Below are 24178 nucleotides of genomic sequence, written 5' to 3'. Positions count from 1 at the left end.
TCGGCGCCGGTCAGAGGTGCTGCTGCCGCCAGCGGCTCTGCTCGGCCTCGGCGGCGATCTGCTCCTCCAGCGCGAGCTGGCGTACCCGGCGCCGGTGACCGTTCTCGCCCCGGGTCTCCCAGGCCACTCCCGCGCCGGTGACCACCGCCAGCACGATCAGCGCGACCAGCTCCGGCACACGGAACACGAATGGGGCGACCGCGGTCAGCGCCCCCACGGTGGTCAGCAGCCGCCAGTGGATCTCGCGCAGCGCCACCCACCAGCACCCGGCGACGCCGAGCAGGTGCAACGCGACCCCGCCGAACAGGATCGCGCCCCAGAAGTCGCCGAGCGGCAGCCCCCAGGCGGGCGTGTGCGGATCGGCGGCCTCGGCCAGCAGGTCCTTGAGGCCGAGCGCGTAGAGGATGATCCCGGCGACTATCGGCAGGTGCAGGAACGTGTACGCGGTGCGGGCCAGCCGCAGCCGTGTGGCGCGGTCCCGGGCCTGGTGCAGGACCTGTTCCATGGCGAACGCCAGCGTGTCGAAGTACGCCCACCACAGCGCCGCCACGACCGTGATGCCGAGCAACGCGGCGATCGCCACCGGGCCGGTGAGCGGCAGCCCGCGCTTCGGGCCGAGCCCCAGCGCGATGATCGACTCGCCGAGTGCGACGAGCACGATGAGCGCGTGCCGTTCCGCCCAGTGCCCGGCCGAGAGCACCACCCACCACTGCTGGCCCAGGACCGTCCCGGCGACGTACTCGACAAGCAGCGCCAGCGTCCAGAGCGCCAGTTGCAGCCCGACCGCGAACCGCTCCTGCGGCAGCCGGCCGGGGAGTGTGCCGGCGACGACAAGCAGCGCCGTGGCCACCGTCGGGGCCAGGAAGCGCATCCGCAGTCCCCGGCGCCGGGCCGGGTCGGCGCGGTCGGCCCAGGCGAAGACGGTGAGCTGGGCGGTCCGGATCACGAAGTAGCACGCGGCGAAGACCAGCGGCCCGGGCAGCCAGCCACCGCTGTTGGCGAACGCGCTGGGCGTGCTGAGCACGAGCAGGAACGTGGCCGCCACGGTGACGACGCCGATCAGCGGCAGCATCCCCTGGTCGGCGCGGAACGCGTTGCCCATCCGGGCGAAGCCGGTCCACGACCACCAGAGCAGCGCCAGCACCAGCAGGAACCGGTAGAGGTTGGCGGGCGTGAGCACCGAGGCGGTGAGCGTGGTGACGCTCAGGAACGCGAAGACGAAGACCAGGTCGTAGAAGAGCTCCAGCCGGGTGGTGCGGGAGCCCGGCGCGCTGCGCTGCACCGCCCACGACCACCGGACCGCGTCCCCGTCTCCCACCCGGGCAGTGTGCGGGCGCGGACCCGCCCGCAGCTGTGGTTCGGGCGGTTCACCACCGGATCGGGCGGGCGGTCAGGCGATGACGCTCGGCTCGCGCCACTGCGGGCGGCTGGTGCGGTCCAGGTCGTAGCGCACCGCGGCGAGCCGGCCCACCGCTTCCACCAGTTCCTCGGCGGGCAGCGTGAAGGGCAACCGCAGGAAGCGCTCGAGCGTCCCGTCCAGGCCGAACCGGGGTCCGGGCGCCAGCCGTACGCCGACCTCCTCGGCGGCCCGGGCCAGCGCGCTGGAGATCGGGCCGTCCAGCTCGGCCCAGAGCGTCACGCCGCCGCGCGGCGGCGTGACCCGCCAGTCGGGCAGCTGCTCCGCGAGCGCCGCGACCAGGGCGTCGCGCTGCGCGGCGAGCTGGGCCCGGCGGGCGGCCACGATGGCCGGCGCCTCGGCGAGCAGGTGCACGGCGACGAGCTGGTCGAGCACCGGGCTGGCCATGTCCACCCCGACCCGGGCCGCGGCGAGCCGCTGCACCTGGGGCGCGGAGGCGCGGACCCAGCCGATCCGCAGGCCGCCCCAGTAGGGCTTGCTCATCCCGCCGATGCTGATCACCCGGGAGTGCCTGTCGAAGACCGCGACCGGCGGCGGCAGCGGGGTGCCGTCCAGCGGCAGGTCGACGAAGGACTCGTCGACGACGAGGTCGGTGCCGGCCGCGTGGGCCGCGCCGACCAGCCGTTCGCGCAGGTCGGCCGCCATCAGGTGGCCGGTCGGGTTGTGGAACTCCGGGATCACGTACGCGAGCTTCGGCCGGGTCTGCCGGATGCTGCCGAGCAGCAGCTCGGCGTCCCAGCCCTCGTCGGACAGGCCGTGCGTGGCGATCCGGGCGCGCCGGGCGGCCAGCGCGGCCAGCGCGTTGGGGTAGGTGGGTGACTCGACGAGCACCGCGCCACCGGGCGACAGGGCCAGCCGCAGCACCAGGTCCAGCGCGTGCTGGGTGCCGCTGGTGACCATGATCTGCTCCGGGCTGGTGGGCAGCCCGCGCTCGGTGTACCCGCGGGCCACCGCCTCCCGCAGCTCGATGATGCCGGTCGGGTGGTAGCCGGCCCCGCCGAGGTAGCGGGGCAGGTCCTCGGCGGCCGCCCGGGCGGCCGGGACGAGCTGCGGCGGCGCGGACAGCGCGGCCACGCCGAGGTCGATCATGTCGCGGTCGTCCAGCGGCGTCCACAGCCCGGTGCTGGCGACCCGGTGGCCGCCGGGCAGCATGGTCCAGCTCCCGGCGCCCCGGCGGCTGGCCAGGTGGCCGCTCTCCCGCAGTTCCCGGTACGCGGCGGTGACAGTGGTCCGGCTGATCCGCAGCGCCTCGGCCAGTTCCCGCTCGGCCGGCAGGCGTACCCCCAGGGGCAGCCGGCCGTCGGCGAGCAGGCCCCGGACGGCGCCGGCGAGCGCGGCGTAGTCGGGGCTGCGGCGGCGGCCCGGCAGCGCATGCCACTGGCCGAGGAGTCGCGCCAATTGGACGCCGCGCACCTGGCTGGTCATGGCCACACCTCCGAAATTGGACCCCTTACGTCCTGCAATTGGCCCCTAGGGTGGCATGCATGGCACCGCTTGGCAATCTCGGGCACCGTTCGGCTCGACGACTCACCCAGCTCTACGCCGGGCTCGTCCTGTACGGCCTCAGCATGGCGCTGATGATCCGGTCGGAGCTGGGGCTGGACCCGTGGGACGTGTTCCACCAGGGGCTCGCCCGGCAGACCGGTCTCTCCTTCGGCACCGTCACCATCGCCGTCGGCGCTCTCGTGCTGCTGCTCTGGATCCCGCTGCGGCAGCGGCCCGGCCTCGGCACGGTCAGCAACGTCGTGGTCATCGGCCTGGTCGTCGACGCCACCCTGGCCGTGCTGCCGCCCGGTGAGGGCATGCCGGCGCGTGCCGCGATGCTCGTGGCCGGGATCGTCGCCAACGGCGCCGCCACCGGGCTCTACCTCGGCGCCGGGCTCGGCCCCGGGCCCCGCGACGGTCTGATGACCGGATTCGTCGCCCGTCATCCCCGCTTCTCGGTGCGGCTGGTCCGCACGAGCATCGAGGTCACCGTGCTGGCCCTCGGCTGGCTGCTCGGCGGAACCGTCGGCCTCGGCACCGTGGCGTACGCGCTGACCATCGGCCCGCTCGCCCAGTTCTTCATCCCGGTCTTCGCGCTGCCCGCACGTCCGGCGAGCGGCGCTTACGCTACGTGACCGGCGCCGGGCCGACCGCCACGGCCCGAAGCGATCCGCAACGCGCTGAGCTGCGGTGACGAAGAACAGCAAAACCAGGTGTTTCCTCCGCCGTCGCGGCCGGGCATCATTCCTGCATGGGGGAGAACGGATGGCGTTGGAGCGACGCCTGGATCTTCGTCGCGCTTGTCATCGCCAGTGGCGCCGGCCGGCACCGGCGGTCCGCGTCGACACGCCGCCCCGAAGGCGTACGACTGGCCGACGTCCTCTCCACCGCCGACCACCTCAACCAGGCCATCCCCGAGCGGCACGAGGTGGAGGGCGCGGTCCGGCGGCTCGTCGGCGCGGGCCTGGTCAGCGTCGCCGACGGCTGGTTCCGGGTCACACCGGACGGTGAGCGGCTCTGGCGCACCCGCCCCAGCGCCGGGCTCGGCACCACTGTGGACACCGTGCAGGGCGTGCTGACCCGCCGGCACCCGCCCGGTGAGTCCGAGTGGCAGCTCGACGAGGACGATCACGCCGCCGCCGTGCAGGAGTACGTGGTCCGCTCGATCCCGATGCCGCGCCGCTCCCCCGAGGGGCACTCCGGCCGGCAGTGAGCGCGCCTCAGCGCACCGGGTGCCCGGCGCCGCGCAGCGCGTCCTTGACCTCGCCGACGGTCAGCTCACCGAAGTGGAAGACGCTCGCCGCGAGCACCGCGTCCGCCCCCGCGCCGACGGCCGGCGGGAAGTGCGCCACCTCGCCCGCGCCGCCGCTGGCGATCACCGGCACGTCGACCACCTCCCGGACCGCCTGGATCAGCGGCAGGTCGAACCCGGCCTTGGTGCCGTCGGCGTCCATCGAGTTGAGCAGGATCTCCCCCGCGCCCAGCTCGGCGCCGCGCGCCGCCCACTCGACCGCGTCCAGCCCGGTGCCCCGCCGCCCGCCGTGCGTGGTCACCTCGAAACCGCTCGGCGTCGTGCCGTCGGGCGCGCGGCGCACGTCCAGCGAGAGCACCAGCACCTGACTGCCGAACCGGTCGGCGATCTCGGCGATCAGCTCCGGGCGGGCGATGGCGGCGGTGTTCACGCCCACCTTGTCCGCCCCGGCCCGCAGCAGCGTGTCGACGTCGGCGACCTGGCGGACGCCGCCGCCCACGGTGAGCGGGATGAAGACCGACTCGGCGGTACGCCGCACCACGTCCAGCATGGTGCCGCGGTCACTGGACGAGGCGGTGACGTCGAGGAAGGTCAGCTCGTCCGCGCCGGCCCGGTCGTACGCCGCCGCCAGCTCCACCGGGTCGCCCGCGTCGCGCAGGTCGAGGAAGTTGACCCCCTTGACCACGCGCCCGGCGTCCACGTCCAGACACGGGATGACCCGTACCGCCACCGTCATGCCCCGAGCCTAGCCAACGCGCGGGCGGTGGTGACCCGCCGGTGAGGCCGGTCACCACCGCCCGTGGTGGTACGGGTTCACGCCGGTCAGAGACGGACCAGCATCTTGCCGAGGTTCTCGCCGCGCAGCAGGCCGAGGAACGCCTCCGGGGCCTGCTCGATGCCGTCGACGATCGTCTCGTCGTACGACAGCCGGCCCTCGCGCAGCCAGCCCGCCACCTCCTGCACGAACTGCTCCCGCAGGTGACCGTGGTCACTGACGAGGAACCCGCGCAGCGTCAGGCGTTTGCCGATCACCAGCGCCAGGTTGCGCGGCGCGGCCGGCGGCTCGGTGGCGTTGTACTGCGCGATCATGCCGCAGATGGCGGCCCGGCCGTGCACGTTCATCGCCCCGATCGCGGCCTCCAGGTGGTCGCCGCCGACGTTGTCGAAGTACACGTCGACGCCGTCCGGCGCGGCCGCCCTGAGCTGCTTGGACACCGGGCCGTCGTGGTAGTCGAACGCGGCGTCGAAGCCGAGCGCGGTGAGCCGTTCCACCTTCGCCGCGGAGCCGGCGCTGCCGATCACCCGGCCGGCGCCGCGCAGCTTCGCGATCTGGCCGACCATGCTGCCCACCGCGCCGGCCGCGCCGGAGACGAAGACGGTCTCCCCCGGCTTCATGGCGGCCACGTCGAGCAGCCCGGCGTACGCGGTCAGCCCGGTCATGCCGAGCACGCCCAGATGGGCGGTCACCGGTGCCAGGTCCGGGTCGATCTTGCGCGCGCCCTTGGCGTCCACCAGCGCGTACTCGCGCCAGCCCAGCCCGTGCAGCACCGTGTCGCCGGGCTTGACGCCGCCGGCCTCGCCGGCCACCACCTCACCGATCGCGCCCCCGTCGAGCGGGGCGTCGAGCGCGAACGGCGGCACGTACGACTTGACGTCGTTCATCCGCCCGCGCATGTACGGGTCGACGGACATGAACCGGTTGCGGACCACCACCTGCCCCGGGCCCGGCGTCGGCACCTCGGTGGTGACCAGCCGGAAGTTCTCCGCGGTCGGCCAGCCCTGCGGCCGGGACGCCAGATGGATCTCCCGGTTCATCCCGCTCATCGGGCCTCGCGGACCGTGCGGGTGACCTCGACGTTGCCCCGGGTCGCGTTGGAGTAGGGGCAGACCTGGTGGGCCGCGTCGACCAACTGCTCGGCGGCCGCGCGCTCGACCGCGGGCAGGTCCACCACGAGCGTCACGGCGAGGCCGAAGCCGCCGCTGCCGTTCGGGCCGATGCCCACCTCGGCCTCGACCACCGAGCCGGAGACGTCCGCCTTGGCCTTGCGGGCGACCACGCGCAGCGCGGAGTGGAAGCAGGCCGCGTAGCCGGCCGCGAAGAGCTGCTCCGGGTTGGCCGCGCCGCCGGCGCCACCCATCTCCTTCGGTACGGCGAGGTCCAGCTCGACCGTGCCGTCGGAGGTGCGGACGTGACCGTCGCGGCCGTCGCCGGTGGCGCGGGCGGAGGCGGTGTAGAGCACCTGCATGTCACTGCTCCTTCTGTCGGTGGATCGTCTCGGTGACCCGGGTGAGGATGCCGTGGAGGAAGACCAGTTCGGCCTCGGTGAGCCCGGTGGCGGTGGCCACCTGCCGCGGCACGTCACACATCCGCTCCCGCAGGGCCCGGCCCTGGCCGGTGAGGCCCACCTCGACCCGGCGCTCGTCGGCAGCCGAGCGGGTACGCACCACCAGGCCGGCCGCCTCCAGCCGCTTGAGCAGCGGGGAGAGCGTGCCGGAGTCGAGCCGGAGCGCGGCGCCGAGCTCGGAGACCGTGGGGGCGTCGTCGTCACGCTCCCAGAGCACCAGCAGCACCAGGTACTGCGGGTAGGTCAGGCCGCGCTCGTCGAGGATGGGCCGGTAGACGTCGGTCATGGCGCGCGACGCCGCGTAGAGGGCGAAGCACACCTGCCGGCGCAGCACCAGATCATCGGTCACCGTGGAACCGTAACGCACAATTAAGTTGCGCACAACCGATCGGCGTGTGGTCCGGGGCGCGCGAGGCACCCCGGACCGCCTCAGGCGGGGAGGTACGCCTCCAGCTCGACCTCGACCAGCAGGTCCGGGTCGATCAGCCCGGCCACCACCACCATCGTCGCCACCGGGCGTACCGGGCCGAACACCGCGTTGTGCGCCCGGCCCACCTCGTCGGCGAAGATCCGGTCCGTCACGTACATCCGGGTCCGCACCACGTCGCCCGGACCGGCGCCCACCTCGGCCAGCGCGTCCAGGCCGATCCGGATCGCCTGCGCGGTCTGCGCCGCCGCGTCGCCGGCGTGCGCCACCCGGCCGTCCACAGTCGAGGTGCAGCCGGCCGTGATCGCCAGCGAACCGGCCCGGACCACCCGCGAGTAGCCGTACAGCGCCTCCCACGGGCCGCCCGAGCCGAGCCGGGTCACCACACCGGCGTCCGCCGGCGGCTCGGGCGGCGCGGCGGTCACGCGCCGGCCCGCAGCGTCGCCAGCGCCTCGGCGACGGTGAACGCGCCCGCGTAGAGCGCCTTCCCGGCGATCACGCCCTCCACGCCCACCGGCTCCAGCGTGGCCAGCGCCCGCAGGTCGTCGAGCGTGGACACGCCGCCGGAGGCGATCACCGGGGCGTCGGTGCGGGCACACACCTCGCGCAGCAGGTCCAGGTTCGGCCCGCGCATGGTGCCGTCCTTGGTGATGTCGGTGACCACGTACCGCGCCGCGCCCGCCGCGTCCAGCCGGGCCAGCACCTCGTACAGGTCACCGCCGTCGCGGGTCCAGCCGCGCGCCGACAGGGTACGGCCGCGCACGTCCAGCCCGATCGCCACCCGGTCGCCGTACTCGCCGCAGATCCGGTCGCACCACTGCGGATCCTCCAGCGCGGCGGTGCCGATGTTCACCCGCGCCGCCCCGGTGGCCAGCGCCGCCCGCAGCGACTCGTCGTCGCGGATGCCACCGGACAGCTCCACCTTCACGTCCAGCTTGCCGACCACCTCGGCCAGCAGCGCGGCGTTGGAGCCCCGCCCGAACGCGGCGTCCAGATCCACCAGATGGATCCACTCCGCGCCGTCGGACTGCCAGGCCAGCGCCGCGTCCAGCGGGTCGCCGTACGCGGTCTCGCTACCGGCGGCGCCCTGCACGAGCCGGACGGCCTGGCCGTCGGCGACGTCCACGGCGGGCAACAGGGTGAGGCTCAACGCTTCTCTCCTCGGATCCTCAACGACGGTCCAGCGCGATCACCACGATCGCGGGCAGGACCAGCAACAACAACGCGACCAGCACCAGCCGCAGCGCCAGGTCGTCCACCAGGCTCCAGATGCCGACCACCGCCACCGCGGTGAGCACCAGGATCGTCGCCCGCTCCCGGCGGGTGTGCCGGCGCAGCCGGCCGGTACGGCCGCGCCGCAGCGACGGCGTCAGCCGGCGTACCAGGGAACGACGCCGTTCCCGGCGGGCCACCCGGCGGGCGCGGGCGGCGCGCGCACGCTCCTGCTCGGCCTCGCGCGCCGCGCGGCGGCGGGCCCGCTCCTTGCTCACGCCGACGCCAGCGGGCCGGTCACAGCGTGCCGAGCCAGTTGCGCAGCAGCGCCGAACCGGCGTCGGCCGACTTCTCCGGGTGGAACTGGGCGGCCGACAGCGCGCCCCGCTCCACCGCGGCCACGAAGTCCGTGCCGTGGTGCGCGGTCGTCACCGTGGCGCCCGCCTCGGCCAGCGCCGCCGGGTCCGTCACGCCGTAGGAGTGCACGAAGTAGAACCGGGTGCCCTCCGGCAGCCCGGCGAACAGCGTCGAGCCGGCCGGCGGCCGCACCGTGTTCCAGCCCATGTGCGGCAGCCGCCGCGCGGGCAGCCGGGTCACGCCGCCGGGCAGCAGCCCGAGCCCCTTGGTGACCACGCCGTGCTCCTCGCCGTGCCCGAAGAGGATCTGCATGCCGACGCAGATGCCCAGCACCGGCCGCCCGGCGGCGACCCGCTCGGCGATCACCGGCCCGGCGCCCAGCGCCTCGATCCCGGCCATGCAGGCGGCGAACGCGCCGACGCCCGGCACCACCAGGCCGTCGGCCGACGCGGCGGCGTCCAGGTCGTCGGTGACGGTCACGTCGGCGCCGGCCCGCGCCACCGCGCGCTCGGCCGACCGCAGGTTGCCCGAGCCGTAGTCGAGCACCACCACGCGCCGCGTCATCAGCTCTCCCCCGGCAGCAGCCAGAGCACCCCGGCGACGGTGGCCAGTACGGCCAGCAGCCCGGTGACCACCACGGCGGCGCGCGGCGCGCCCTGCTTGAGCAGCGACCACGTCCCGCCGACCAGCAGCCCGGCCAGGATCAACACGAGAGTGGGCAGCACCTTCATTAGAGAGCGCCCTTCGTGGACGGCACCACACCGGCGTTACGGGGATCGAGCGCGGTGGCCTCGCGCAGCGCGCGGGAGACGGCCTTGAACTGCGCCTCGACCACGTGGTGCGCGTCCGGGTGACCGCCCGGCCGGGCCGCGCGCAGCACGTCCACGTGCAGCGTGATCCGGGCCGACTGGCCGAACGACTCCCAGATGTGCCGGGTCATGCTCGTCGGGTAGACCGGCCCGATGTACGGGGCCAGCGCCGGCTCGTCGTGCACCACGTACGGGCGGCCGGACAGGTCGACGGCGGCGCGGACCAGCACCTCGTCCATCGGGACGGTGGCCGAGCCGTACCGCCGGATGCCCGCCTTGTCGCCCAGCGCCCGGTCGAACGCGGCGCCCAGCGCCAGCGCGGTGTCCTCCATCGTGTGGTGCGCGTCGATCTCCAGGTCGCCGACCGTGTGCACGGTCAGGTCGAAGCCGCCGTGCCGGGCGATCTGGTTGAGCATGTGGTCGTAGAAGCCGACGCCGGTGGAGATGTCGGCCTGGCCGGTGCCGTCGAGGTCGATCTCGACGAGCACCTTGGTCTCGTTTGTGACCCGCTCGATCCGGGCGATCCGGCTCATGAAACGTTCTCCATCGCGGTGAGGAAGGCGTCGGTCTCGGTCGGGGTGCCGGCGGTGACGCGCAGCCAGCCGGGCAGGCCGACGTCGCGCACCAGCACGCCGGCATCGAGCAGGGTACGCCAGGCCACCGCCTGGTCCCCGTCGACGGCGAACAGCACGAAGTTCGCGTCGCTGTCGGCCACCCGGTGGCCCCGGGCGCGCAGCTCGGCGACGATCCGGTCCCGCTGCTCCATGATCGCGGCCACGGTGCCGAGCAGGGCGTCCCGGTGCGCCAGCGCCGCGCGGGCGGCGGCCTGGGTGAGCGCGGACAGGTGGTACGGCAGCCGGACCAGCTGCACCGCGTCCACCACCGCCGGGTCGGCGGCCAGGTAGCCGAGCCGCCCGCCGGCGAAGCCGAACGCCTTGCTCATGGTGCGGGTCACCACCAGCCGCGGGTGGCCGGGCAGCACCGCCAGCGCGCTCACCGTGCCGGGCCGGGCGAACTCGGCGTACGCCTCGTCCACGACCACCATGCCGGGCGCCTGGTCCAGCACGGCGGCGACCACGGCCGGGTCGAGCGCGGTGCCGGTCGGGTTGTTCGGCGAGCAGAGGAACACCACGTCCGGCCGGTGCTCGCGGACCTGGGCCACCGCGTCGGCGGCGGTGAGCCCGAAGTCCGCGCCGCGCCGGGCGGGCACCCACCGGGTGCCGGTGCCGAGCGCCAGCAGCGGGTGCATCGAGTACGCCGGGGTGAAGCCGAGCACGGTGCGCCCGGGACCGCCGAACGCCTGCAGCAGCTGCTGCTGGATCTCGTTGGAGCCGTTCGCCGCCCACACGTGGTCGGCGGTGAGCCCGTGTCCCAGGTAGGCGGCCAGGTCGGCGCGCAGCGCCACCGCGTCCCGGTCCGGGTAGCGGTTGAGGTCACGCAGCTCGGCGGCGAGCGCCTTGCCGATCGCCTCGACCACCGGCTCGGGCACCGGGTAGGAGTTCTCGTTGGTGTTCAGCCGCACCGGCACGTCGAGCTGCGGCGCGCCGTACGGCGTGCGCCCGCGCAGGTCCTCGCGGATCGGCAGGTCGTCGAGCGTGGTCACGACGCCCCGCCCTCGGGGAACCGGACGCTGACCGCCTGGCCGTGCGCGGGCAGGTCCTCCACGGTCGCCAGCGTGACCACGTGCGGGGCCACGTCGCGCAGCGCCTCCTGCGTGTATTCGACCAGGTGGACGCCGCGCAGGAACGACTGCACGGACAGCCCGGAGGAGTGCCGGGCGCAGCCGCCGGTGGGCAGCACGTGGTTGGAGCCCGCGCAGTAGTCGCCGAGCGACACCGGCGACCAGGCGCCCACGAACACCGCACCGGCGTTGCGGACCCGCAGCGCCCACTCGCGGGCGTTCTCGGTCTGGATCTCCAGGTGCTCGGCCGCGTACGCGTCGACCACCCGCAGGCCCGCCTCCAGGTCGTCGACGAGGACCACGCCGCTCTGCTCGCCGCGCAGCGCGGTGCCGATCCGCTCGGCGTGCTTGGCCGCGGGCGCCTGCCGGGTCAGCTCCGCGTCGACCGCGTCGGCCAGCGCGGTGGACGGGGTGACCAGCACGCTGGCCGCGAGCGGGTCGTGCTCGGCCTGGCTGATCAGGTCGGCGGCGACGTGCGCCGGGTCGGCGGTGTCGTCGGCCAGGATCGCGATCTCGGTCGGGCCGGCCTCGGCGTCGATGCCGACCACGCCGCGCAGCAGCCGCTTCGCGGCGGTGACCCAGATGTTGCCCGGGCCGGTGATCATGTCGACCGGCTCGCAGCGCTCGTCCCCGGCCGGGTCGGCGCCCGCCCCGTACGCGAGCATGGCGACGGCCTGGGCGCCGCCGACGGCGTACACCTCGTCCACGCCGAGCAGCGCGCAGGCCGCCAGGACCCGGCGGTCCGGCAGGCCGTCGTTGTCCTTCTGCGGCGGGCTCACCACCACCAGCGAGCGCACCCCGGCCGCCTGGGCCGGCACCACGTTCATCACCACCGTCGACGGGTACATGGCCAGGCCGCCGGGGACGTAGAGACCGACCCGGTCGACCGGCACCCACCGCTCGGTGACCGTGCCGCCGGGCACCACGGTCGTGGTGTGGTCGGTGCGGCGCTGGTCGGCGTGCACCTTGCGGGCCCTGGTGATCGACTCCAGCAGCGCGGCGCGGACCTGCGGGTCCAGCTCGTCCTCGGCGGCGCGGATCGTCTCGACCGGCACCCGCAGCCGCTCCGGTGACACACCGTCGAACCGTTCGCTGGCCTCCCGGATCGCCGGGTACCCATGCTCCCGGACCGCCTCGACCAGCGGGCGGATCCGCTCGACCGCCACGGAGACGTCGAGCTGGGCACGGGGCAGCAGGCGGCGCGGGTCACGTGCCCCGCCGCGCAGGTCGATCCGATTCAGCACGCCTGCGAGTCTAGGCCGCCGCCGCGGCGACCGGCCCGGGCCGCCCGCACGCCGGGACGGTGAGCCGGGACACGCGCGGGCGGGCGCGTTGGGGATACGCTCGATCGCGTGAGCGCACGGCTGCCGGTGTTCCCGCTCGGGACCGTCCTCTTCCCCGGGCTGGTCCTTCCGCTGCACATCTTCGAGGAGCGCTACCGGGCGCTGGTACGCCACCTGGTGGCGCTGCCCGAGGGCGCGCCGCGCGAGTTCGGCGTGGTCGCGATCCGGGCCGGCTGGGAGGTGGCGCCGGCCGGGCCGCCGGGGCGCTTCGGGCTGACCGCCGGCGAGGTCACGCTGCACGAGGTGGGCTGCACCGCCGAGCTGCGGCAGGTCACCGAGCTGGCCGACGGCGGGTTCGACATCGTCACCGTGGGGCGGCGCCGGTTCCGCCTCGCCGAGGTCGACCATTCCGCCGAGCCCTACCTGACGGCGGAGGTGGAGTGGTTGCCCGAGCCGGGCGGCCCGGACGAGACGGCCGACCTGCTGGCGGCCCGGGTGATCTCGGTGTTCCGGCAATATCTCGGCCTGATCCGGCCGGACCAGCAGGAGATCTCCGAGCAGTTGCCGGAGGACCCGACGGTGCTCTCGCACCTGGTGGCCGCGACCGCCGCGCTGACCGTGGACGATCGGCAGCGACTGCTCGCCATCGACGACACCGCCGCCCGCCTGCGGGCCGAGCTGCGCCTGCTCAACCGGGAGACGGCGTTGCTGCGGCAGGTCCGGGCGGTGCCGGTGCCGCTCAGCGAGCTGGCGGGTCTCCCGGCGCCGAACTGAACCCCGGCGGCGGCCACCCGCCGTCGAACTCCGGCTCCGGCCGCAGCGACGGCCACCGCGACCAGCCCGCGAGCAGCGTGTACGTGACTGCGGCGCCGAACGCGGCGAGCAGCAGGTTGCCGTGCGGCAGCGGGAGCGGGCCGAACCAGTCGACGCCGCCGGCGCGCAGGTCGACGGGTTTGGTGAAGGCGGTACCCGGCGGCGCGGTCTCCACCAGCCGCTGGAACGTGGACAGGCCGATCCGGCGGCCGACCTGCCAGGCCACCACCGCCGCGCCGAGACCGCCGAGGGTGACCGCGAGCAGGCCCGCCGGACCACGCCGGCGGCGCAGCACCACCCACAGGGTGATCGCGGCGAGCACGCCGAAGCCGAGGGTCAGGAGGCTGAACCAGCCGTCCGCGGCGATCGGCTGCTCCGGCTGCGTGGTGGCGTAGACCGCGCCGGCCGGCGTCTGCCGTACCGGGGTGGCCGGCGCCGCCCACACCCAGAGCAGCCCGAGCGGCGCGCCGAGCGCGGTGAGCAGCGCGGCCACGCCGAGGGTGGTCGCCACCACCCGGCCGGCGGAGCGCCGGGACGCGGGCGACGCACCGGGGAGCTGCGTCACGACGCCCGGATGCCCGGCCAGCGGGTCGGCGCCGGGCGCGGTGACCGGGGTGCCGGCGGGCACCGGCAGTCCGCCGGGCCAGCCGGGTGGTCCGCCGGGCCAGGCGGGCGGCTGCTCGCGCTCGGGCCGCGCCTCGGCGCCGTCGGCACGCTCGCGCGTCCGCTCGGGATCAGGGGTGTCCGGAGTCACCCGTTGATCCTCTCAGGCCGGGGCACGGCGCGGGGCGGTGGTCGCCGCCTCAGCGCGCGAACGGTTCCACCATCACCGCGGCGGCCTTGAGCCAGGCGTTGCGGGTCTCGGCCTGGAGCTGGTGGTACTCGATCGAGGAGCCGGTCTCCAGCGCCGGGTCGTAGGGCACCACCGCCACCGCCCGGGTCCGGGTGGCGAAGTGCCGTTCCAGGTCGTCCTGCAGGGAGGTCCGGCCGGGCGTCGGGCAGGAGATCAACGTGACCGCGTTGTCGGCCAGGTCGCCCATGCCCTCCTCGTGCAGCAGGTCGAGCATCCAGTCCGCGCTGAACGCCGCGTCCTCACGCGGCACGGTGGTCACCACGAGCTGGTCGGCGGCCTGCATCACGGTGCGCCAGTTCGGGCTCTCCACGTTGTTGCCGGTGTCCACGCAGACCACCTCGTGGGTGCGGCGCAGCAGCTCCAGCACCCGCTTGACGGTGAACTGGTCGAGCCGCTGGGCGAAGCGCGGGCTCTCCTCGCCGGCCAGCACGTCGTACGAGCCGTCGGAGGCGTGCCGCAGGTAGTCGTCGAGGTGGGACAGCAGCCGGTTGCCCTCGAGGATCTCGATCTGCGCCAGGTCGTGGATCAGGTGGCGGATGGTGCGGGCGTGCCGGGCGCTGCCGGCCCGCAGCCCGAGCGTGCCGCGCAGCTCGTTGTCGTCCCAGGCGAGCACGCCGCGCCCGCGGACGCTGCCCACCGTCGCCGCGGCGAGCACGGTGGCGGTGGTCTTGTGCACCCCGCCCTTGGGGTTGGCGAACGCGAGCACCCGGGGCGTGCCCAGCTCGCGGCGCAGCACGCTGGTGGCGCGTTCCAGCTCGGCGTCCGGCTCGGGGGCACGCCACTGCGCCTGGGCCGGCGCGACCCGCCCGGCGCGGCCGGAGCGGCCCTCCAGCGGGCTGCGCGGCGCGGGCACCACCGGTTCCGGCGCGGGCGGGACGTCCGGCCGGTAGCGGCCCCGGTCGAGCAGGGCGTACCGGGACTCGGCCGGCGGCGGCGCGGGCCGGTAGCCACCGTCGAGAAGGGAGTAGCGCGACTCGGCCGGCGCCTCGGCCCGGCCGCGCGGCTCCGGCAGCGCCGGTTCGGCGCGCCAGGACGGCTCCGGCCGGGGCTCGGCGGCGAAGGACGGGTCCGGCGCGACAGACGGCTCGGCGCGCCAGGACGGCTCGGCCGGATAGGGCTGCCCGGCGCGCCAGGACGGCTCCGGGTCGGTGCGGTACGCCGGCTCGGCCCGGTAGGCCGGTTCACCCTCCTGGCGGGGGTCGGCGCGGAAGGCGGGGTCGACGCGGAACGTGGCCTCGGCCCGGTAACCGGGCTCGGCGCCGTACGACCCGTCGGGGGCGCGGCCGACGGCGGCGGCGCGCCCGGTCCAGCCGGTGCCGGCGGCGCGGCGTGGCAGCGGGTCGGGCGGCGGCGCGTGGTGGTCCTCGACGTGCCGGTCGGCGTCGGCGTGCTCCGCGCCGCGACCGCCGAGCCGGGCCCGGTCGAGCAGCGCCCGCCACCGCGGTGCCGGCTCGCCCTGCCGACCCCAGCCGGTCTCGCTGCCGTCCAAGGATTCGCCCTCCCCCAGCCCATCGATCTCCGCCTGACAGGCTACGAACGAAACCCTATTCGGACCACTCCCCGCGCCGCACATCGCCCGGTGACCCGCCGCACGGTGGGATCGACCGGGTGGCCGCGCCCGCTGATGTCTCAGGAGGTGGGAGCGGGATTGGGTGGCCCGGATCCGGGGACCGGCGCACGGGCGGTCGGTGAAGGTCCGCTCACCGTCCGTGCAGCTTCCGACGAATCGCCCATTCCGCCGCCCTGGGCCGCCGCGCTGTCCGCCGGCGGCCGGGCCACGTCACGCTGCTCCGGCAGCGGCGGGGTGAACACCGTCCGGTCGAGCCGGGTGACCTCCGGCGCCGGGTCCACCACCCGTACGTCCGGGCGCCCGGCGAGCGCGCGCAGCGCGTCCGGCGCGGCACGGACCACCGCGGCGTACACGCAGGCGCACCCGGTCCGGTAGGCGGCCGCCTCCCGGGCCGCGACCTCGGCCCCGCTCTCGTACACCCGGCGCAGCTCCGGATCGGCGGTGGCCGCCGGGGCGGCGGCGCGCGACCGGTAGTCGGCGGCCTCCCGGTCCTTGCGCCCGGCGACGTCGGCCATCCCGGCGACCACGTCGTCCGGCAGCCGCAACGCCGCGATCCGGACGATCTCGGTCTGCCGGCCGGACAGCGGCACCCGCGCCACCACCGCCGAGACCGGCGCGCCGTCCAGCGCGGCGGCCGCCCGCGCCGGGGTCAGGTAGCCGGCGAACGAGACGAGCGCGTAGGCGTCGGGCGCGTCGAGGGCGGCCAGCTCCTCCCCGGCGGCACGCAGGTACGCCGGGACGCTCGCGCCGGCGGCCACCCCGACCCGGGTCACCTCGCCGACAGTGCGGTCGCTCACCGGACGGTCCCGCCGCTGCGCCACCGCTACCACCAGCACCACCAGCGCGCAGGCCAGCGCCAACCAGGTCAGCGTGGTGAACCGGGACCGGCGCGGCGGCGCGGTGTCGTCGCTCATGGTCAGTCGCGCAGGATCTCCAGCGCCCGGGCCAGATCCTCCGGGTAGTCGCTGACGAACGTCACCTCGTCGCCGGTGCCCGGGTGCGCGAAGCTCAGCGAACGGGCGTGCAGCCACTGCCGGGACAGCCCGAGCCGGGCCGACAGAGTCGGGTCCGCCCCGTAGGTCAGGTCGCCCACGCAGGGGTGCCGCATGCTGGAGAAGTGCACCCGGATCTGGTGCGTGCGCCCGGTCTCCAGCCGTACGTCGAGCAGGCTGGCGGAGGGGAACGCCTCCAGCGTGTCGTAGTGGGTGATGCTCGGCTTGCCGCCGGAGACCACCGCCCACCGGTAGTCGTGGTGCGGGTGCCTGTCGATCGGCGCGTCGATGGTGCCGCGCAGCGGGTCCGGGTGGCCCTGCACCACGGCGTGGTAGCGCTTCTCCACCTCGCGCTCCTTGAACGCCCGCTTCAGCGCGGTGTACGCGCGCTCGCTCTTGGCCACCGCCATGATCCCGGTGGTGCCGACGTCGAGCCGGTGCACCACGCCCTGCCGCTCCGCCGCGCCGCTGGTGGAGATGCGGTGGCCGATGCCGGCCAGCCCGCCGATCACCGTCGGGCCGGTCCAGCCGGGGCTCGGGTGCGCGGCCACCCCGACCGGCTTGTCCACCACCACGATGTCGTCGTCGGCGTACACCACGGTCAGGCCGGGCACGGCCTGCGGCACCACGGTCGGCGGGGCGGGCGGCGCAGGCAGCGTGACCTCCAGCCACGAGCCGGCCTTGACCTTGTGCGAGTTGGGCCGGGCCACGCCGTCGACGAGCGCGTCGCCGGCGTCGATCAGGCCGGCGGCGGCGGTGCGGGAGAGCCCGAACAGCCGGGACACGGCCTGGTCCAGGCGCATGCCGTCGAGGCCGTCCGGGACGGGCAGGGAGCGGGTGTCGCCGCCGGCGGCGAACGCGGAGGTCACGCGGTCTCCCGCTGCTCGGTCGCGGCGGCGTCGTCGCGCTTCTCGTCGCGCAGCCGGGAGCCGTCGCGTTGCCGGCCGGTCAGCTCCAGGAAGACCGCCAGCACCACGCCGCAGACCAGCGAGCTGTCGGCCAGGTTGAACACCGGCCAGACCTGGCCGTACGGGTCGAAGAGGCTGATCATGTCGACCACGTGGCCGACGAAGTGCCCGGGCGCGCGGAAGATCCGGTCGATCAGGTTGCCCAGCGCGCCGCCCAGCACCAGGCCCAGCGACACCGCCCACGGCAGCGAGCGCAGCCGCAGCGCCATCCACGCGATCCACCCGATCACCACGAACGTGATGATCGGGAAGACCCAGGTGTGGTCGGAGCCGATGCTCCAGGCGGCGCCGCTGTTGCGGGTGAGGCTGAAGTAGACCGCGCCGCCGAGCACCGACACCGGCTCCCGGCCGGTCAGCTCGGCCAGCGCGAGCTGTTTGGTGCCCAGATCCGCCAGCAGCGAGAACAGGGACACGCCGAGCAGCAGGCCGACGGCCCTGCGGCGGGGCGCGCCGGCACCCGACTCGGTGGTGCCGGAACCGGCGGGCGGTGCTGCGGTCATCTGCTCCCCATCGACGCTTGCGACGGCGTGGTCACCGTCTGCCGTACGGCCGCCGGGGAGCGGTGATCAGCGCCGCTCCTCCAGCTGCTTGCAGGTCACGCAGAGGGTGGCCGACGGGAACGCGGCGAGCCGCTCCACCGGGATCGGGTTGCCGCACCGCTCGCACCAGCCGTAGCCGCCCTCGTCGAGGCGCTCCAGCGCGCGCTCGACCTGCGTGATCCGCTCCTTGATGCTGTTGGCGAGAGAGATCTCCTGCTCCCGCTCGAACGTCTTGGTGCCGGTGTCGGCCTGGTCGTCCCCGGCCGAGTCGGTCAGCCGGTCGCGCTGCAGCTCGGTGATCTCGCTCAGCGTCTGATCGTACTCGGCGTTCAGCTCGTCCCGCCGCGCCGCCAGGGCGGCCCGGATCTTCTCGGTCTCCGCCGCGCTGCGGGTGGCCTTCGGCGCGGGCTTGCGGCCGGCGGTCCTGGTGTCGGCTGGCTTCGCCATCGTCAGCTCCCTCAGCCGCGTGGCGCGGCGGTCAGCGGTACGTGGGCGGGGACGCCGTCGTCGGCGTCTCCGCGTACGGAAGGGTGCACGGCGAGCGGGCCCGCCGTGCACTCCGGAGGTTGGCAAGAATACGGAACGTACAGGCGTCCGACAACGTGCCGCACCGTCGTCCCACGTATCCGCCCCGGACTGCCATCAATCGGGGCAAAAGGAACGGTAGCAGATCAGCGGGCCGTCTCCTCGCCGTACTCCCCGAACCATCGCGCCAGCCGGCCCCGGCGGCTCACCGCCCGCAGCCGCCGCTCGGTCTCGTCCCGTACGCCGGCGGTGGCGACGATGAGCAGGCTGTCCCCGACCTTGAGCCGGGTGTCCGCGCCGGGCACGAACCCGACGCCGTCGCGCAGCACCAGCGTGACCGCGGCGCCCACCGGCAGCCGCAGCTCGTCCACGTGCACCCCGGCCAGCCGGGACCCGTCCGGCACCTCCAGCTGGAGCAGGTCGGCGCGCATCCGCTCCAGCGGGGCGGTCTCCAGCATGATCTCGTTCGGCTCGGCCGGCGCGATCACGCCCAGCCGGCGGGCCGCCGGCGCCAGCGTTCCGGCCTGGAGCAACGTGAAGATCACCACCAGCACGAAGACCGCGTCGAAGAGGCGGTCCGCCCCCGGCACGTGCAGCGACAGCGGGATGGTGGCGAGCACGACCGGCACCGCGCCGCGCAGACCCGCCCAGGACAGGAAGAGCTGCTCGCGCAGGTTGACCCGGAACGCCAGCGCGGACACCGCCACCGACAACGGCCGGGCGAGCAGCAGCAGGGCCAGCCCGGTGATCACGGCGGGCAGCACCGCGGTCTCCAGCCGGCTCGGCGAGACCAGCAGGCCGAGCAACACGAACAGGCCGATCTGGGCCAGCCAGGCCAGCCCGTCGGCGAAGCCGAGGATCGCCTGCCGGTGCGGCAGGCGGGAGTTGCCGAGCAGCACGCCGGCCACGTACACGGCGAGGAAGCCGGAGGCGTGCACCACCGAGCCGGCCGCGTACGCCAGCACGGTGAAGCCGACCACCGCGATCGGGTACAGGCCGGCCGACGGGAGCGCGGCCCGGCGCAGCGCGTACCGCCCGGCCAGCCCGGCGCCCACCCCGACCGCCGCGCCGACGCCCAGCTCGTAGCCGAGCAGCAGCGCCTCGTACCACCACGGGTGGGCCGCCTCCGCTCCGGCGCGGGAGAGCAGCAGCACCACGAGCACGACGGGCGCGTCGTTCACCCCGGACTCGGCCTCCAGCGCGGCCACCAGCCGGGGTGGCAGGCGCAACCGGCGCAGCGTGGCGAACACCGCCGCCGCGTCGGTCGAGGAGAGCACCGCGCCGTAGAGCAGCGCCAGCCGCCAGTCCAGGTCGAGCAGCAGGTGCACCACCACGCCGACGACCACGATGCTGACCACCACGCCGACGGTGGACAGCGTGGCCGCCAGCCCGAGCACCGGCCGCAGCGTGCTCCACCGGGCGGTCAGGCCGCCCTCCGCGATGATCACGATGAGCGCGCAGAAGCCGAGCACCCGGGTCAGCTCGACGTCGTCGAAGCGGATGCCCAGCCCGGCCTCGCCGAGCAGCACCCCGAGCGCCAGGTAGACCAGCAGGCTCGGCACGCCGAGCCGGGTGGAGAAGCGCACCGCGCCCACCGCCACCAGCAGCACGGCGGCGCCCACCAGCAACGCGACGTCCAGCCCGGGGGTCATCGCCGACCGGCCCGGGCGGATCTCACGGCGTGCTGCCGTCGCGCAGTCGCCGCAGCACCTCGGGCAGTTCGGCGTGCGGGCGTTCCACCAGGAAGAGCTTGTCCCGGCTGGCCGCGCCGGAGCGCAGCGACACGGTCGCCGGCCGGACGCCGAGCGCCTCGGCGAGCGCCCTCCGGGCCGCCTCGGTCGCACGGCCGTCCACCGCCGGCGCGTGCACCGCGACGACGAGCGCGGGACCCAGCGGCCCGTCGTACCGGCCGCCGACCCGGGTCCGGGCCGCGCCGGGCTTCACCCGCACCGCGACGGTGAGCGTGTCGTCCGCGATCGTCATGGTCAGCGGGGCCGGGCCTCGGCCAGCAGGGTGGTGGCGGCGGCGCACTGCGCGCACGGGGTGAAGCCCAGGCCGACCGCCTCGGCGACCGGAACGGGCTCGTCCTCCCGGCCCACCAGATGCGGGCAGCCGGGCAGGTGGAAGCGGGGGTGGCCGTCGACCACCAGGACCTCGCCGGGCAGCCGCACCAGCCGGGCCACCTGCCCGGCGGAGAGGTACTCGGCCGGCGGGTCGCCGTCGAACGCATCGCCCGGCGCGGGCGAGGTGGGCCGCGTGGCGTCCGAGGCGCGCTGGCCGGGCGGTGAGTAGGGCGTCGGTTCCGCGTCGGTCACCGGCTCGGCGGCGACGCGTTCGTACGACTCGGCGGTCGCCGGCTCGTAAGGCGCGGTGTACGGATCGGCGTCGAACGGATCGGCCGGTGGTGAGTACGCGGCCGGCGGCGGGGTGTCGTCCGGTTCGGTCACCGGCGACCCGGGCGGTTGCCGCCACCCGGATCCGCCGGCGTCGACCGTGGACGTGTGGTGCGGGACCGGGCTCACCGGGTCGTCCGGAGACGGGACGGTGTGCGCGGTCCGGGTACGCGGCCCGGTCGCCCGGCCGGCCGTGGCCCGCGCCGCGGCCGCCTGGCGGGCGAACGCGACGAAGACGACGGCGGACAGGACGCTGGCCGCGATCGAGACGATGAGCAGGATGCTGGATCCGCCGGCGAGCCCGGCGACCAGCAGCACGACCGCGACGACGATGAGCAGGATGCTGGCGGCTACCACGGCTCACCCCCGGCCGCGTCGTGTCGGTCTGGGCGGTCGGTGGCCGTCACGGGGACGGCCACCGACGCGGGATCAGCGGCCGGACTCGAGCGAGCCGGCGCCGCGGCCACCGCCGTAGGAGCCGGCGAGGCCGGCCGCGGCGAGACCGTTGCTGCCGGCGGCACGGGTGCCCTCGGCGCGGTTCATCTCCACCTCGAGGCCCTGGCCGCGACCGTCGAGGTCACGCAGCTGGCTCTCCAGGTACGCCTTGAGCCGGGTGCGGTACTCGCGCTCGAACTGCTTGAGCTCCTCGATGTGCTTCTGCAGCGCGGTGCGCTTGGCGTCCAGGCCGCCCATGGCCTCCTGGTGCCGCTGGCGGGCGTCCCGCTCCAGGGCGTCGGCCTTGGCGCGCGCTTCCCGGGTGACCTCCTCGGCCTTCGAACGGGCCTCGGAGAGCAGCTGGTCGGCCTCGCGACGGGCGTCGGAGACGTGGTCGTCGGCGGTGCGCTGGGCCATCATGAGCACCCGCAGCGCCTGCTGCTCGCCGTCCCCGGTCACCCCGGCCGGGCCGCCCTGCGTGCGGACCTGCTCCAGCTCGGCCTGCATCGCGCGGGCCGCCTGCTCGGCGGCCGCCTTGTCGCGCTGCACCCGGTCGAGCTGGGCCTTGACGTCGTTGAGCTCCGCCGCGAGGCGGGCGTCACCGCCGGGGCCGGCGGGAGCGCCACCCCGACCGCCGCGCTCCACCTGGGCGCGCAGCTCGTTGTTCTCCTCGATCAGACGGGCCAGCTCGCGCTCGACCTCGTCCAGGAAGGCGTCGACCTCCTCCTCGTCATACCCCCGCTTGCCGATCGGCGGCTTTTTGAAGGCGACGTTGTGAACGTCGGCCGGGGTCAGCGGCATCGAAACTCCTCGGGTCAGTTGCGGCCGCGAAAGCGCTCTGGTCAGGCAAACGCGAAGATCAGGCGCCTAAACACGAACTCCATCAGCACGAACAGGATAACCAGGAGCACAAGGGAGGCCAGGTCGATGCTCACGGTACCAATTCGCAGTGGCGGGATCACACGCCTCAACGCTCGCAGGGGCGGATCAGTGACGCTCCACACGACTTCCAGTCCCGCCGACGCTCCCCGGCCCGGTTGCCAGCGGCGACCATAGGCCAGCACCGCCCCCATAACAAATCGCGCCAAAAGGACAATTAGGAAGATGTACAGCAGCAGGTAGAGCACCTGGAACAGGATCGACAACACGGCAGGCGACGTCCCTCGGTCATGTGGGTCAGCTCAGGCTGAAGAAGCCGCCCTCAGCGATCTTGGCCTTGTCCTCCGCGGTGACCTGGACGTTGGCCGGTGAGAGCAGGAACACCCGGTTGGTCACGCGCTCGATCGTACCGCGCAGGCCGAACGCGAGCCCGGCGGCGAAGTCGACAAGGCGGCGGGCGTCCGCCTCGTCCATCTCGGTGAGATTGATGATCACCGGGACGCCGTCCCGGAAGTGCTCGCCGATGGTCCGCGCCTCGCGGTAGGTGGTCGGGTGCAGCGTGGTGATCTGGTAGCGCTGCTCGTCCTCCGGCGCCACCCGCTCCCGCTCGCGCGGCTGGGCCTGCGGCGCGAGCGCGAGATTGTCCCGCGTGTGATAGGTCAGGGCGCCCGAGGTCTCGCCGGCGGAGGACCGGGTGATCGACCGGACGCTGGAGCGCTCGACCCGCTCCGGGCGCTCCACGTCGCCCCGGTCGGTGTCGACCGACCGGCTGGAGGCGCGCTCGGACAGCCGGCCCCGGTCGCTGAGGCGGGACCGCGTCGCCGGCGGCTCGTCGGCCTCGTCGTCGTCCTCGTCGGCGAACTCCTCGGCGTACCGGCTCGACCGGTAGCGCGACGAGTCCCGGTAGCCACCCTTGTCGTAGCCACCGTCCTCGTACGCCCGCTCGTCGTCCTCCTCGACCAGACCGAGCCAGACCCCCGCCTTGCGCAGTGCACCCATCCCCGCGCCCTTCCGTCCGCCGTGCGGCACGCGCCCCCGTGCCGTGTCGCTTGATCACGAGTGGACGATCATGCCCACCGGACCGGATCGGCAATCCCCTGACGTGCGGTTCGCGGTCCGCCCGTCACGGCCCCCGGCTACGGGGACGCCGTCCTGAACAACACTGATGTAATTTGCTTCCGTCGTGGTGAGGCTACCGCAGCGCAGGGCGCATTCCGAGCAACGCGCTGCCGACACGGACATGTGTCGCGCCGTGCCCGATCGCGCTCTCCAGGTCGCCGCTCATCCCCGCCGACAGCACCGTGGCGCCCGGATGGTCGGCCCGTAGCGCCGCCGCCACCTCGGCCAGCCGGGCGAACGCCCGGTCCGGCTCCCAGCCCAGCGGCGCCACCGCCATCAGGCCGGCCAGCCGCAGCCCGTCCGCGCCGGCCACCGCCGCAGCGACCGGGTCGAGCCCGCGCTGCGGATCGGCGGCGCCCGGCAGTGCCCCGCCCCGGGCCGGGTCGCCGTCGATGCTCACCTGCACCAGCACGTCCAGCGGCCGGTCCCGGACCGCGCCCGCGGCGGCGTCCAGCGCGGCGGCCAGCCGGACGCTGTCCACCGACTGGACCACGTCGGCGTACCGGACCACCGACCGGGCCTTGTTGCGCTGCAGCTGGCCGATGAAGTGCCAGCGCGGCGCGGCGCCGGCTTCGGCCACCGCCTCCGCCTTCGGCGCCGCCTCCTGGTCGCGGTTCTCCCCGACGTCGGTCACGCCCAGCGCGGCCAGCGCCACCACGTCCGACGCCGGGTACGTCTTGGTCACCGCGACCAGGGTGACCGCGTCCCGCTGCCGCCCGGCCGCCGCGCAGGCGTCGGCGATGCGGGCCCGGACCCGGGCCAGCCCGGCCGCCAGCTCGGCGCGCCGCTCGGGCCGCACCGCCGTCTGTGACTCCGTCATCGGC

The 24178-nt window shown here is 74.9% G+C and carries 30 protein-coding genes; 3 read left to right on the top strand and 27 right to left on the bottom strand.

Translation table 11 applies throughout. The features are described from left to right. Positions 1 to 10 precede the first annotated feature (10 nt). Both A4R25_RS00715 and A4R25_RS00710 read right to left on the bottom strand, forming a co-directional pair. Positions 11 to 1318: a low temperature requirement protein A gene (locus A4R25_RS00715; protein ID WP_197494835.1), complete on the bottom strand. Its 1308-nt coding sequence runs from the start codon at positions 1316 to 1318 to the stop codon at positions 11 to 13. Positions 1319 to 1390: 72 nt separating this feature from the next. Next, a complete protein-coding gene (locus A4R25_RS00710; RefSeq protein ID WP_064445245.1) occupies positions 1391 to 2842 on the bottom strand; it encodes a PLP-dependent aminotransferase family protein in 1452 nt (483 codons plus the stop codon). 59 nt (positions 2843 to 2901) lie between these two features. Here A4R25_RS00710 and A4R25_RS00705 point away from each other — a divergent pair, with 59 nt between their 5' ends. Together A4R25_RS00705 and A4R25_RS00700 are read left to right on the top strand one after the other, a co-directional pair. Continuing rightward, entirely contained in the window at positions 2902 to 3537 is a 636-nt protein-coding gene (locus A4R25_RS00705; protein ID WP_043329506.1) for a YitT family protein, read from the top strand. A gap of 116 nt (positions 3538 to 3653) precedes the next feature. Next, complete coding sequence (locus A4R25_RS00700) at positions 3654 to 4115, top strand: hypothetical protein (protein ID WP_043329504.1); 462 nt, start codon at positions 3654 to 3656, stop codon at positions 4113 to 4115. Between the two features lie 7 nt (positions 4116 to 4122). On the opposite strand, the gene hisF is transcribed toward A4R25_RS00700, so the two are convergent. From hisF to hisD, 12 genes are all read right to left on the bottom strand, one after another. Continuing rightward, positions 4123 to 4890, bottom strand: a complete 768-nt coding sequence (gene hisF / locus A4R25_RS00695) for an imidazole glycerol phosphate synthase subunit HisF (protein WP_043329502.1) — start codon at positions 4888 to 4890, stop codon at positions 4123 to 4125. Between the two features lie 86 nt (positions 4891 to 4976). Beyond that, positions 4977 to 5978, bottom strand: coding sequence for an NADP-dependent oxidoreductase (locus tag A4R25_RS00690; protein ID WP_064445244.1), 1002 nt, complete (start codon positions 5976 to 5978; stop codon positions 4977 to 4979). Further along, entirely contained in the window at positions 5975 to 6400 is a 426-nt protein-coding gene (locus A4R25_RS00685) for an organic hydroperoxide resistance protein (protein ID WP_064445243.1), read from the bottom strand. The genes A4R25_RS00690 and A4R25_RS00685 overlap by 4 nt, the downstream gene beginning before the upstream one ends. A 1-nt stretch (position 6401) precedes the next feature. Then, positions 6402 to 6848, bottom strand: coding sequence for a MarR family winged helix-turn-helix transcriptional regulator (locus A4R25_RS00680; RefSeq protein WP_064446417.1), 447 nt, complete (start codon positions 6846 to 6848; stop codon positions 6402 to 6404). 80 nt (positions 6849 to 6928) lie between these two features. Then, positions 6929 to 7351 (bottom strand): RidA family protein, encoded by a 423-nt coding sequence (locus A4R25_RS00675; RefSeq protein ID WP_043329499.1) that lies wholly within the window; start codon positions 7349 to 7351, stop codon positions 6929 to 6931. After that, on the bottom strand, positions 7348 to 8076 hold the full coding sequence (gene priA / locus A4R25_RS00670) for a bifunctional 1-(5-phosphoribosyl)-5-((5-phosphoribosylamino)methylideneamino)imidazole-4-carboxamide isomerase/phosphoribosylanthranilate isomerase PriA (RefSeq protein ID WP_043329497.1): 729 nt from the start codon (positions 8074 to 8076) through the stop codon (positions 7348 to 7350). Before priA ends, A4R25_RS00675 begins: the two co-directional genes overlap by 4 nt. A 19-nt stretch (positions 8077 to 8095) precedes the next feature. After that, positions 8096 to 8416 (bottom strand): hypothetical protein, encoded by a 321-nt coding sequence (locus A4R25_RS00665; protein ID WP_064445242.1) that lies wholly within the window; start codon positions 8414 to 8416, stop codon positions 8096 to 8098. Positions 8417 to 8435: 19 nt separating this feature from the next. Further along, the gene (gene hisH / locus A4R25_RS00660) at positions 8436 to 9059 is read right to left on the bottom strand and encodes an imidazole glycerol phosphate synthase subunit HisH (protein WP_064445241.1); all 624 of its coding nucleotides are present in this window, start codon (positions 9057 to 9059) and stop codon (positions 8436 to 8438) included. Continuing rightward, positions 9059 to 9220 carry a hypothetical protein gene (locus A4R25_RS31375; RefSeq protein WP_166456842.1) on the bottom strand — a complete coding sequence of 54 codons (162 nt, stop codon included), beginning with the start codon at positions 9218 to 9220 and terminating at the stop codon, positions 9059 to 9061. Before A4R25_RS31375 ends, hisH begins: the two co-directional genes overlap by 1 nt. Positions 9221 to 9225: 5 nt before the next feature. Next, on the bottom strand, positions 9226 to 9837 hold the full coding sequence (gene hisB, locus A4R25_RS00655; RefSeq protein ID WP_043329493.1) for an imidazoleglycerol-phosphate dehydratase HisB: 612 nt from the start codon (positions 9835 to 9837) through the stop codon (positions 9226 to 9228). Next, the gene (locus A4R25_RS00650) at positions 9834 to 10907 is read right to left on the bottom strand and encodes a histidinol-phosphate transaminase (RefSeq protein WP_064445240.1); all 1074 of its coding nucleotides are present in this window, start codon (positions 10905 to 10907) and stop codon (positions 9834 to 9836) included. The genes hisB and A4R25_RS00650 overlap by 4 nt, the downstream gene beginning before the upstream one ends. Further along, positions 10904 to 12229 carry a histidinol dehydrogenase gene (gene hisD, locus A4R25_RS00645; protein ID WP_064445239.1) on the bottom strand — a complete coding sequence of 442 codons (1326 nt, stop codon included), beginning with the start codon at positions 12227 to 12229 and terminating at the stop codon, positions 10904 to 10906. The genes A4R25_RS00650 and hisD overlap by 4 nt, the downstream gene beginning before the upstream one ends. Positions 12230 to 12337: 108 nt before the next feature. Between hisD and A4R25_RS00640 the strand changes: the two genes are divergently transcribed. Further along, on the top strand, positions 12338 to 13042 hold the full coding sequence (locus A4R25_RS00640) for an LON peptidase substrate-binding domain-containing protein (RefSeq protein WP_043329490.1): 705 nt from the start codon (positions 12338 to 12340) through the stop codon (positions 13040 to 13042). Here the strand turns inward: A4R25_RS00640 and A4R25_RS00635 are convergent. The 13 genes from A4R25_RS00635 to A4R25_RS00575 form a co-directional block, all read right to left on the bottom strand. Then, the gene (locus tag A4R25_RS00635) at positions 13008 to 13835 is read right to left on the bottom strand and encodes a DUF2567 domain-containing protein (protein ID WP_064445238.1); all 828 of its coding nucleotides are present in this window, start codon (positions 13833 to 13835) and stop codon (positions 13008 to 13010) included. The two genes, A4R25_RS00640 and A4R25_RS00635, sit on opposite strands and share 35 nt — an antisense overlap. 49 nt (positions 13836 to 13884) lie before the next feature. Next, positions 13885 to 15423, bottom strand: coding sequence for a hypothetical protein (locus A4R25_RS00630; RefSeq protein ID WP_064445237.1), 1539 nt, complete (start codon positions 15421 to 15423; stop codon positions 13885 to 13887). Positions 15424 to 15563: 140 nt separating this feature from the next. Next, complete coding sequence (locus tag A4R25_RS00625) at positions 15564 to 16418, bottom strand: hypothetical protein (protein ID WP_064445236.1); 855 nt, start codon at positions 16416 to 16418, stop codon at positions 15564 to 15566. Positions 16419 to 16420: 2 nt separating this feature from the next. After that, entirely contained in the window at positions 16421 to 17365 is a 945-nt protein-coding gene (locus A4R25_RS00620; RefSeq protein ID WP_064445235.1) for an RluA family pseudouridine synthase, read from the bottom strand. After that, complete coding sequence (lspA, locus tag A4R25_RS00615; RefSeq protein ID WP_064445234.1) at positions 17362 to 17964, bottom strand: signal peptidase II; 603 nt, start codon at positions 17962 to 17964, stop codon at positions 17362 to 17364. Before lspA ends, A4R25_RS00620 begins: the two co-directional genes overlap by 4 nt. A gap of 66 nt (positions 17965 to 18030) precedes the next feature. Beyond that, positions 18031 to 18450 (bottom strand): TraR/DksA C4-type zinc finger protein, encoded by a 420-nt coding sequence (locus A4R25_RS00610; protein ID WP_030500254.1) that lies wholly within the window; start codon positions 18448 to 18450, stop codon positions 18031 to 18033. A 224-nt stretch (positions 18451 to 18674) separates the two neighbouring features. Beyond that, positions 18675 to 20180: a potassium/proton antiporter gene (locus tag A4R25_RS00605; protein ID WP_064445233.1), complete on the bottom strand. Its 1506-nt coding sequence runs from the start codon at positions 20178 to 20180 to the stop codon at positions 18675 to 18677. Positions 20181 to 20202: 22 nt separating this feature from the next. Continuing rightward, positions 20203 to 20511 (bottom strand): DUF167 domain-containing protein, encoded by a 309-nt coding sequence (locus A4R25_RS00600; RefSeq protein WP_064445232.1) that lies wholly within the window; start codon positions 20509 to 20511, stop codon positions 20203 to 20205. Between the two features lie 2 nt (positions 20512 to 20513). Beyond that, a complete protein-coding gene (locus A4R25_RS00595) occupies positions 20514 to 21050 on the bottom strand; it encodes a hypothetical protein (RefSeq protein WP_373887996.1) in 537 nt (178 codons plus the stop codon). A gap of 300 nt (positions 21051 to 21350) precedes the next feature. Next, a complete protein-coding gene (locus A4R25_RS00590; RefSeq protein ID WP_043329484.1) occupies positions 21351 to 22157 on the bottom strand; it encodes a DivIVA domain-containing protein in 807 nt (268 codons plus the stop codon). 41 nt (positions 22158 to 22198) lie between these two features. Further along, positions 22199 to 22504, bottom strand: a complete 306-nt coding sequence (locus A4R25_RS00585; RefSeq protein WP_030500249.1) for a YggT family protein — start codon at positions 22502 to 22504, stop codon at positions 22199 to 22201. A gap of 28 nt (positions 22505 to 22532) precedes the next feature. Further along, entirely contained in the window at positions 22533 to 23234 is a 702-nt protein-coding gene (locus A4R25_RS00580) for a cell division protein SepF (protein WP_043329483.1), read from the bottom strand. 193 nt (positions 23235 to 23427) lie between these two features. Next, the gene (locus A4R25_RS00575) at positions 23428 to 24174 is read right to left on the bottom strand and encodes a YggS family pyridoxal phosphate-dependent enzyme (RefSeq protein WP_064445230.1); all 747 of its coding nucleotides are present in this window, start codon (positions 24172 to 24174) and stop codon (positions 23428 to 23430) included. Positions 24175 to 24178 lie beyond the last annotated feature (4 nt).

The organism is Micromonospora sp. NBRC 110037 (assembly GCF_001652995.1).
Taxonomy (GTDB): Bacteria; Actinomycetota; Actinomycetes; order Mycobacteriales; family Micromonosporaceae; genus Micromonospora; species Micromonospora chalcea.
The sequence above is the reverse complement of the archived record's forward strand: the minus strand, read 5'-3'. Positions and strand labels throughout refer to the sequence as shown.

Bases quoted from the DNA above. Each gene is read 5' to 3' on its own strand.
- A4R25_RS00610 (WP_030500254.1), bottom strand. From the start codon at position 18,450: ATGGCGAAGCCAGCCGACACCAGGACCGCCGGCCGCAAGCCCGCGCCG.
- A4R25_RS00690 (WP_064445244.1), bottom strand. From the start codon at position 5,978: ATGAGCGGGATGAACCGGGAGATCCATCTGGCGTCCCGGCCGCAGGGC.
- A4R25_RS00605 (WP_064445233.1), bottom strand. From the start codon at position 20,180: ATGACCCCCGGGCTGGACGTCGCGTTGCTGGTGGGCGCCGCCGTGCTG.
- hisB (WP_043329493.1), bottom strand. From the start codon at position 9,837: ATGAGCCGGATCGCCCGGATCGAGCGGGTCACAAACGAGACCAAGGTG.
- A4R25_RS00575 (WP_064445230.1), bottom strand. From the start codon at position 24,174: ATGACGGAGTCACAGACGGCGGTGCGGCCCGAGCGGCGCGCCGAGCTG.
- A4R25_RS00710 (WP_064445245.1), bottom strand. From the start codon at position 2,842: ATGACCAGCCAGGTGCGCGGCGTCCAATTGGCGCGACTCCTCGGCCAG.
- A4R25_RS00625 (WP_064445236.1), bottom strand. From the start codon at position 16,418: ATGAGCGACGACACCGCGCCGCCGCGCCGGTCCCGGTTCACCACGCTG.
- lspA (WP_064445234.1), bottom strand. From the start codon at position 17,964: ATGACCGCAGCACCGCCCGCCGGTTCCGGCACCACCGAGTCGGGTGCC.
- A4R25_RS00705 (WP_043329506.1), top strand. From the start codon at position 2,902: ATGGCACCGCTTGGCAATCTCGGGCACCGTTCGGCTCGACGACTCACC.
- A4R25_RS00685 (WP_064445243.1), bottom strand. From the start codon at position 6,400: ATGCAGGTGCTCTACACCGCCTCCGCCCGCGCCACCGGCGACGGCCGC.
- hisF (WP_043329502.1), bottom strand. From the start codon at position 4,890: ATGACGGTGGCGGTACGGGTCATCCCGTGTCTGGACGTGGACGCCGGG.
- A4R25_RS00580 (WP_043329483.1), bottom strand. From the start codon at position 23,234: ATGGGTGCACTGCGCAAGGCGGGGGTCTGGCTCGGTCTGGTCGAGGAG.
- A4R25_RS00700 (WP_043329504.1), top strand. From the start codon at position 3,654: ATGGGGGAGAACGGATGGCGTTGGAGCGACGCCTGGATCTTCGTCGCG.
- A4R25_RS00600 (WP_064445232.1), bottom strand. From the start codon at position 20,511: ATGACGATCGCGGACGACACGCTCACCGTCGCGGTGCGGGTGAAGCCC.
- hisH (WP_064445241.1), bottom strand. From the start codon at position 9,059: ATGACGCGGCGCGTGGTGGTGCTCGACTACGGCTCGGGCAACCTGCGG.
- A4R25_RS00590 (WP_043329484.1), bottom strand. From the start codon at position 22,157: ATGCCGCTGACCCCGGCCGACGTTCACAACGTCGCCTTCAAAAAGCCG.